5 protein-coding genes and 2 tRNA genes are annotated in these 6,942 nt (G+C 52.7%); all 7 read right to left on the reverse strand.

Features of this window, described 5'->3' with window-relative positions:
- Window positions 1-100 precede the first annotated feature (100 nt).
- On the reverse strand, window positions 101-1,045 hold the full coding sequence (gene truB / locus BM373_RS16785) for a tRNA pseudouridine(55) synthase TruB (protein WP_090463856.1): 945 nt from the start codon (window positions 1,043-1,045) through the stop codon (window positions 101-103).
- The gene (gene rbfA, locus BM373_RS16790) at window positions 1,045-1,449 is read right to left on the reverse strand and encodes a 30S ribosome-binding factor RbfA (RefSeq protein WP_090463859.1); all 405 of its coding nucleotides are present in this window, start codon (window positions 1,447-1,449) and stop codon (window positions 1,045-1,047) included. Before rbfA ends, truB begins: the two co-directional genes overlap by 1 nt.
- Window positions 1,450-1,592: 143 nt before the next feature.
- Window positions 1,593-4,304: a translation initiation factor IF-2 gene (gene infB, locus BM373_RS16795; protein WP_090463862.1), complete on the reverse strand. Its 2,712-nt coding sequence runs from the start codon at window positions 4,302-4,304 to the stop codon at window positions 1,593-1,595.
- 24 nt (window positions 4,305-4,328) lie between these two features.
- The gene (nusA, locus tag BM373_RS16800; RefSeq protein WP_090463866.1) at window positions 4,329-5,831 is read right to left on the reverse strand and encodes a transcription termination factor NusA; all 1,503 of its coding nucleotides are present in this window, start codon (window positions 5,829-5,831) and stop codon (window positions 4,329-4,331) included.
- A gap of 28 nt (window positions 5,832-5,859) precedes the next feature.
- Complete coding sequence (rimP, locus tag BM373_RS16805) at window positions 5,860-6,312, reverse strand: ribosome maturation factor RimP (protein WP_143102675.1); 453 nt, start codon at window positions 6,310-6,312, stop codon at window positions 5,860-5,862.
- 208 nt (window positions 6,313-6,520) lie between these two features.
- Window positions 6,521-6,597 (reverse strand) — tRNA-Met (locus tag BM373_RS16810).
- A 47-nt stretch (window positions 6,598-6,644) separates the two neighbouring features.
- Window positions 6,645-6,721: transfer RNA gene (locus BM373_RS16815), tRNA-Met, on the reverse strand.
- Window positions 6,722-6,942 lie beyond the last annotated feature (221 nt).

The raw sequence follows: 6,942 nt of genomic DNA on the forward strand, positions 1-6,942 counted from the left end.
CCGCCCCAGATTTAACGCCGCCTTATGTTAAACATCCGGCCAGACGTTAAGCGGCGATATTCTACTCGCAGTACCCTGTTATCGCAAGGTACTGCGTGCTTTACGCCGGATACTCAACAACGAGGCGACGCGGAGCGATACGCCCTTCGTCATCAATTTCAGCCATCCCGATAAACTGGGCTTCCGGGCCTTCCGTCACACGGACCAGCCCTTCTGCTGGCGCTTCCTGCGCGCGCACTGGCTGACCTTGCTTGAAATACGCCGCCGTAACCGCCGGGATATTAACCACCGGGAAGTCCGATGCAGGGCTGTCCATCGGCATCAGCAAAGGATCAAGCAACTGCGCGGCAGGACATTCCTGCTGCCCGGCCTGCTCAACCAGTTCATGCAACTGTTCCAGCGTCACCATGCGCTCAACCGGATATTTACTCACCGCCAGACGACGCAGGAAAATGACATGCGCGCCACAGCCGAGTTTTTCACCGAGATCGTCAATGATGGTGCGGATATAGGTGCCTTTTGAACAGTGCACCTCCAGCTCCAGTTCCATGCCTTCATGGCGGATGAACAGCAACTCGTAAACAGTAATCGGGCGCGCTTCACGCGGCACATCAATGCCCTGACGGGCGTATTCATACAGCTTTTTACCCTGGTATTTCAGGGCGGAATACATTGATGGCACTTGTTCGATGTCGCCACGGAAGGTGTCCAGCGCAGCCGCAAGTTGGGCTTCGGTGAAGTTCACCGGGCGTTCTTCAACGATTTGTCCATCCGCATCGGAGGTATCGGTGCGCTGGCCCAGCCGGGCAATGACGCGATAACGCTTGTCGGAATCCAGCAAATACTGGGAAAACTTGGTGGCTTCTCCCAGGCAAATCGGCAGCATGCCGGTTGCCAGAGGATCCAGCGCACCGGTATGCCCGGCCCGGTTCGCGTTATAAATACGTTTTACTTTTTGCAGCACGTCGTTACTGGACATGCCCTGCGGCTTATCCAGCAGCAACACGCCATGCACATCGCGACCGCGACGACGAGGACGACTCATTAGTCCTCCTTGCTGTCTTCGTCCGGGTTAACACGACGTTCATCGTCCTGTCGCACCACGTTAGTCACCAGGTTAGACATGCGCATGCCTTCAACCAGCGAGTTATCGTAGAAGAAGGTCAGTTCCGGCACGATACGCAGACGCATGGCTTTACCCAGCAGCGAGCGAATGAAACCAGAGGCATCCTGTAATGCTTTAAGGCCAGCTTTCACCGCCTCTTCGTCTTTGTCGTTCAGGAAGGTAACGAACACCTTGGCATATGCCAGGTCGCGAGACATTTCAACCCCGGATACCGTGGTCATCATGCCCAGACGGGGATCTTTAATTTCGCGTTGCAGGATGATTGCGATCTCTTTTTGCATCTCCTGGGCCACGCGCTGCGGGCGACCAAATTCTTTCGCCATAATAAATTCTCCAGACAAAAAAGGGGCTAAAAGCCCCTTTTAAAATTATTGCCGGGTGGCGCTTCGCTTCCCCGGTCTACGCAAAACAATCTTCTAAGTATTTAGGGTAGCCAACACGGTGGCGACCCTAAAGAAGACGAAGATTAAGCGATGGTACGTTGGATCTCGATGATCTCGAACACTTCGATCATGTCGCCAACGCGAACGTCGTTGTAGTTCTTCACGCCGATACCACATTCCATGCCGTTACGGACTTCGTTAACGTCATCTTTGAAGCGGCGCAGGGATTCCAGCTCGCCTTCATAGATAACCACGTTGTCACGCAGAACGCGGATTGGGTTGTGACGCTTGATGTTGCCTTCGGTAACCATACAGCCCGCGATCGCACCAAATTTCGGTGATTTGAACACGTCACGTACTTCAGCCAGACCGATGATCTGCTGTTTCAGTTCCGGAGACAGCATACCGCTCATTGCCGCTTTCACTTCGTCGATCAGATGATAGATGACGGAGTAGTAACGCAGATCCAGGCTTTCCGCTTCGATCACGCGACGCGCAGAAGCATCAGCACGGACGTTGAAGCCAACCAGAATCGCGTTGGACGCTGCAGCCAGGGTTGCGTCGGTTTCGGTGATACCACCTACGCCAGAACCGATGATCTTCACTTTCACTTCGTCGGTAGACAGTTTCAGTAAAGAATCGGAGATCGCTTCCACAGAACCCTGAACGTCGGCCTTCAGAACGACGTTCACTTCGTGAACTTCGCCTTCGGTCATGTTGGCAAACATGTTCTCGAGTTTAGATTTCTGCTGGCGAGCCAGTTTAACTTCACGGAATTTGCCCTGACGATACAGCGCAACTTCACGCGCTTTCTTCTCGTCACGAACAACGGTCACTTCATCACCGGCAGCCGGAACACCTGACAGACCGAGGATTTCCACCGGAATGGACGGACCTGCTTCCAGGACTTCCTGACCCAGTTCGTTACGCATTGCACGAACACGGCCATATTCGAAGCCACACAGAACGATATCGCCTTTATTCAACGTACCTTCACGTACCAGTACGGTTGCAACCGGACCACGACCTTTATCCAGGAAGGATTCGATCACTGCACCGCTTGCCATACCTTTACGCACGGCTTTCAGTTCCAGAACTTCAGCCTGCAGCAGGATGGCGTTCAGCAGGTCATCAATACCGGTACCCGCTTTCGCCGACACAGGGATGAACTGAGATTCGCCGCCCCACTCTTCCGGCATAACACCGTACTGAGACAGTTCGTTTTTAACGCGATCCATGTCCGCTTCTGGCTTATCGATTTTGTTCACTGCAACGACCAGAGGCACCTGCGCCGCTTTCGCGTGCTGGATTGCTTCGATAGTCTGCGGCATCACGCCATCGTCTGCTGCAACGACCAGAACAACGATATCCGTCGCCTGAGCACCACGAGCACGCATGGAGGTAAACGCGGCGTGGCCCGGGGTATCCAGGAAGGTGATCATCCCGTTGTCGGTTTCTACGTGGTAGGCACCGATGTGCTGGGTAATGCCGCCTGCTTCACCGGAGGCCACTTTCGTAGAACGAATGTAGTCCAGCAGAGAGGTTTTGCCGTGGTCAACGTGACCCATGATGGTTACAACTGGTGCACGCGGTTCAGCCGCTGCGCCAGTGTCACGGTCGCTCATTACCGCTTCTTCCAGCTCGTTTTCACGACGCAGGATAACTTTGTGGCCCATTTCTTCTGCAACCAGCTGAGCAGTTTCCTGATCAATAACTTGGTTGATGGTCGCCATTGCGCCCAGTTTCATCATAGCTTTGATGACCTGAGAGCCTTTTACTGCCATTTTGTTAGCCAGATCGCCCACGGTGATGGTTTCACCAATGATGACGTCACGGTTAACAGCCTGAACCGGTTTCTGGAAGCTCTGCTGTAAAGAGGAACCTTTACGCTTGCCGCCTTTACCACCGCGAACCGCAGCACGTGCTTCTTCGCGATCGGCCTTGGATTCAGAATGCTTGTTACCTTTCTTCGGACGCGGCGCTTTCGCGGTACGCGTACGGCTACGGCCGCCTTCAACTTCACGGTCGTTGTCATCTTCCGCCTGGCGAGCGTGCTGAGAAGTGGTGACGTGATAGTCACTGCTCTCTTCTACAGGCTCAGCCGCGACGTTGATGCCGTTTTTCTCGTTTTCTTCCGCCATACGACGCGCTTCTTCTGCAACGCGACGCGCTTCTTCTTCCAGTTTACGACGTGCCTCTTCTTCGGCTTTGCGCTTAAGTTCCTGCGCTTCGGCTTCACGACGGGCTTTTTCAGCCTGGGCAGTCCTGGTCATTTCGTCAGATTGTTGATTGCTCACTTTGCTCGTTTCCGCAGCTTCGCGTTTCGCCGTATCAGCGGGTTCGCGTTTCGCTTTTTCTTCGGCTTCACGTTTCGCTTTCTCTTGTGCGTCACGTTTGGCTTTATCCTCGGCTTCACGCTTAGCAGCTTCCTGCGCTTCACGACTGGCCTTCTCTTCCGCTTCGCGCTTCGCCTCTTCTTCCGCGGCGAGACGTTCAGCCTCTTGCGGATCGCGTTTTACAAAGGTGCGTTTTTTGCGGACTTCGATCTGCACCGATTTACTTTTCCCGCCGGTGCCAGGGATATTCAGTGTGCTGCGCGTTTTGCGCTGCAACGTCAGTTTGTCAGGCGCAGAACCGTGTTCACGGTTCAGGTGCGCTAACAACGTCTGTTTTTCTTGTGCCGTTACCGAGTCATCAGCTGACTTCGGGATCCCTGCATCAGCAAATTGCTGTACCAGGCGGTCCACGGAGGTCTGAATCTCAACGGCCAGCGTTTTTACGGTTACATCTGTCATGCTGTTCCTTCCTGCTACAGTTTATTACGCTTCGTCACCGAACCAGCAAATATTACGTGCGGCCATAATCAGCTCACCCGCTCTTTCGTCGGTCAGACCTTCGATATCACTCAGGTCATCAACGCCCTGGTCGGCGAGGTCTTCCAGCGTACAAACACCACGAGCAGCCAGTTTGAACGCCATTTCGCGATCCAGCCCTTCGAGATTCAACAGGTCATCAGCCGGCTTGTTATTACCAAGGCTTTCTTCCTGCGCCAGGGCCAGGGTGGTCAGTGCGTTCTTAGCGCGATCGCGCAAGGCTTCAACGGTCGCTTCATCAAGACCGTCAATTTCCAGCAGCTCTTTCATTGGCACATAGGCCAGTTCTTCCAGCGTCGAGAAACCTTCTTCTACCAGTACAGTTGCGAAATCTTCGTCAATATCGAGGTACTTGGTAAAAGTGTCGATCGCTGCATGGGCTTCCGCCTGATGCTTAGACTGAAGATCGTCAACGGTCATTACGTTGAGATCCCAGCCGCTCAGTTGCGAAGCCAGGCGCACGTTTTGACCATTACGGCCAATCGCCTGCGCCAGGTTGCCCGCTTCCACGGCGATATCCATGGTGTGCTTATCTTCATCAACAACGATGGAAGCCACATCGGCAGGTGCCATCGCGTTAATCACGAACTGCGCTGGGTTATCGTCCCACAGTACGATATCAATACGCTCGCCGCCCAGTTCGGTAGATACCGCCTGAACGCGCGCGCCACGCATACCTACGCAGGCACCGACAGGATCGATACGCTTATCGTTGGTCTTCACGGCGATTTTCGCACGTGAACCCGGATCGCGTGCAGCGGCTTTGATTTCGATAACTTCTTCACCGATTTCAGGCACTTCGATACGGAACAGTTCAATCAGCATTTCCGGTTTGGAACGCGTCACGAACAGTTGCGCACCGCGTGCTTCCGGACGCACAGCGTAAAGTACGCCGCGAATACGGTCACCCGGACGGAAGTTTTCACGTGGCAGCATATCTTCACGCAGGATCACAGCTTCAGCGTTACCGGCCATCCCTTCGGATTTAATTTCCAGAGAGATGTTGTCGCGGTTCACTTTCTTCACCACGCCAGTGACGATTTCGCCTTCCTGATCGCGGAACTGATCGACTACCATCGCGCGCTCTGCTTCACGCACTTTCTGGACGATAACTTGTTTTGCCGTCTGCGTAGTAATGCGGTCAAAGGTGACAGATTCAATCTGGTCTTCAACGAATTCGCCTACGTTAAAGCTTTCGTCTTCGTAGCGTGCAGCTTCCAGCGTGATTTCACGCGTTGGCTGTGTGACTTCTTCAACAATCACCCAGCGACGGAAGGTGTCAAAATCGCCGCTCTTACGATCGATTTCTACGCGAACGTCGATTTCCTGCTCATATTTTTTCTTGGTTGCTGTCGCCAGAGCACTTTCCAGCGCTTCAAAAATTTTTTCACGCGGCAACGATTTTTCGTTGGAAACAGCTTCAACAACAGCCAAAATTTCTTTGTTCATTGGGGGCCTTTCACCTCAATCCAGACTGTTAAAAGTGGGGGATCAGGTTCGCTTTCTGAATATTGCTCAGCGCGAACACTTCATCTTTACCTTCGACCGTAACGGTGATCATCTCGCCATCAACACTCTTAATCACACCCTGCCATTTGCGGCGGTTTTGTACTGCCATACGCAGCACCAGTGTGACTTCTTCACCCACATAACGAGTGTAGTGTTCAGCGGTAAACAAAGGACGATCAAGACCCGGTGAGGAGACTTCCAGGTTGTAAGCAACGGTAATAGGATCTTCAACGTCCAGAACCGCGCTTACCTGGTGGCTGACATCAGCACAATCGTCAACATTGATGCCATTATCACTATCAATATAGATGCGCAGCGTAGATGTGCGACTGCGTACGAATTCGATGCCGACCAGTTCATAACCCAGTGCTTCAACTGGTGCCGTGATCATCTCTGTTAATTTTTGCTCTAATGTGGACAAACCCACCCCCAAGACATAAAAAAAGGGCGTAAAGCCCAGTTATTCTGTAGTCAGATAACAAAAAACCCCGATAAATCGGGGCTTTAGATAACTGAACCCTATAGCCGCAAATGCGGCCTGGAGAACCTTCCGAAAGTATTTTTTTCAAATCTAACGATGAAGGCATAAAGTCTCCACAGTATATTTGAAAAAGAACACTAAGGGAAAGTGGTTGCGGGGGCCGGATTTGAACCGACGACCTTCGGGTTATGAGCCCGACGAGCTACCAGGCTGCTCCACCCCGCGTCCGTCTTTACTCTGCTATCGAGTAATCTTTCTTTAATGCACTTAATTGGTTGCGGGGGCCGGATTTGAACCGACGACCTTCGGGTTATGAGCCCGACGAGCTACCAGGCTGCTCCACCCCGCGCCTGAAACGTGGCAAATACTACGCCGATCGTGCAATAAATGCAAGTTAAGACAGGTGTAAACACCGGGAACGACTGGTAAGACGGGCATTATAATCATTTGATTTTATTCATTCAAGTAAAAACCACCGCTTACAGCAATCGGGACGGCATTAAAAGAAAAATACACTCACCGTCATATGCGCCACGCGTTTATTTGAATAGCGCAGCGGAGCAGCCTGTC

Source organism: Enterobacter sp. kpr-6 (assembly GCF_900116015.1).
In the GTDB taxonomy this organism is placed as follows: Bacteria; Pseudomonadota; Gammaproteobacteria; order Enterobacterales; family Enterobacteriaceae; genus Enterobacter_D.

Coding starts and splice junctions, on each gene's coding strand:
- truB (WP_090463856.1), bottom strand. CDS start 1,045: ATGAGTCGTCCTCGTCGTCGCGGTCGCGATGTGCATGGCGTGTTGCTG.
- rbfA (WP_090463859.1), bottom strand. CDS start 1,449: ATGGCGAAAGAATTTGGTCGCCCGCAGCGCGTGGCCCAGGAGATGCAA.
- infB (WP_090463862.1), bottom strand. CDS start 4,304: ATGACAGATGTAACCGTAAAAACGCTGGCCGTTGAGATTCAGACCTCC.
- nusA (WP_090463866.1), bottom strand. CDS start 5,831: ATGAACAAAGAAATTTTGGCTGTTGTTGAAGCTGTTTCCAACGAAAAA.